Genomic DNA, 1,422 nt, shown 5'->3' on the forward strand with positions numbered 1-1,422 from the left:
CGCGGCGTACGTCTCGGTCCCTCACCTGTGGTGGCCAGCAGTTGCTCACGCCACAAACGGAAGCGTAAGCAACTTAGCTGCCGGGAACAGCGATCTCGGGCTGTCTGTGTGCTCTCGCCCTCTGAGCCCACCGCCAGCGCCGACGCGCCAGACCGGCAATCCGGGATCGCCGATTGGCGGTCATCCATGCCGTCCGGTCAAAAACGCTAAAACCGCCAGAAACTGAATCACCAACGCCAGAATGAAAACGGCGGGGTCAGAGATCGTCCTGGCAATGCCGAACAGCGCGGGCGCGAGTGCATAGGTCGCCTGGCTCAGAGCCACGATCAGCGGCACCACGCGGGAGACGTCGCTCCTGGTAAATTCCACCTGTGCAATGAGAGGCGGGAGCGACGTGGCGTTGCCGATGCCGAGGCCGAACAGCAGGACTCCAATAACCACCGCGGCGGCATTTTCTCCGTCCGTCGCCAAAAGCATCAGGGTGCCGATAATCTGGACCCCGTAGCTCGCGGATGCGACCAGACGGCGGTCCGCGGAAACCGGCATCAGCCAACCGATGCCCGTGCGCCCGAGGATTGCCGCAACGGTAGCCCCTCCCATCAGCAGGCCCGCCGCCTTTGATCCGAAGACCGGCACCATGATCGAAAACAGATGGGCCAGCAGCCCGATCTGTGCAAACAACCCGGCAGCCATACCCGCCGCTAGCGTCAGGAAGCGGCGATCGCGCCAAAGCGAAGCGCCTCCCCTGGGCTCAGTGAGCGACGGAGCCGTCGGGGACATCCCCTGCTCTGGCCACGCTCCGTCTGGAAATTGCCCGAGAACGTCGGGAGATTTGGAAAATGCCACAACAGACAAGGCGGCCACGGTTAGGACCATCGAGATCCCGACGATGACGGCTGCCTGTGCAAACCCGCTTGACGCGATGAGCACGACCCACAGGGGCGAGAAGATAACACCTCCCACACTTGCTCCATTATATGCCATGGACAGTGCTGCTGGGCGGGCCCGGACAAACCAGGGCGCGATGATGGCGTTCACTGCCGCAGCGCCCATCGCAACCCAGCCTGTTCCACTCAGGAGAGCGGCGGCGAACAGGTGCCACGGCCGATCGGCCAGAGACCAACCGACGACGCCGATTGCGAGGAGAATCGCGCCGATGACGGTGATCGCGGGAACGCCCGCAAGCCGATACAGTCGAGGAAGGTTCGCCACGACTATCGCACCGACCAGAAAGTGCAGCGTTACGGCGGCCGAGACAAGCGTAACGGGCCATCCCGTTCGCTGAACCACCATTTGCAGGTAGATCGGTGGTCCGTAAAAACCGACACCCCAGCCAAAGACTGCCAGCACGAAGGTCGCGGCGACCACGTGCCAGCCGAAAAAGGGTTTTATCCTGGATGGTTGGCAAGATGTCATGACCTG

General features: G+C 62.7%; 1 protein-coding gene. It reads right to left on the reverse strand.

Features of this window, described 5'->3' with window-relative positions:
• Nucleotides 1–180: 180 nt before the first annotated feature.
• A partial coding sequence (locus AC1RT2_RS32140; protein ID WP_493108496.1) for an MFS transporter occupies nucleotides 181–1,422 on the reverse strand: 1,242 nt, incomplete at its 5' end.

The sequence above is a fragment of the Shinella sp. GW821-FHT11G07 genome (assembly GCF_058808115.1).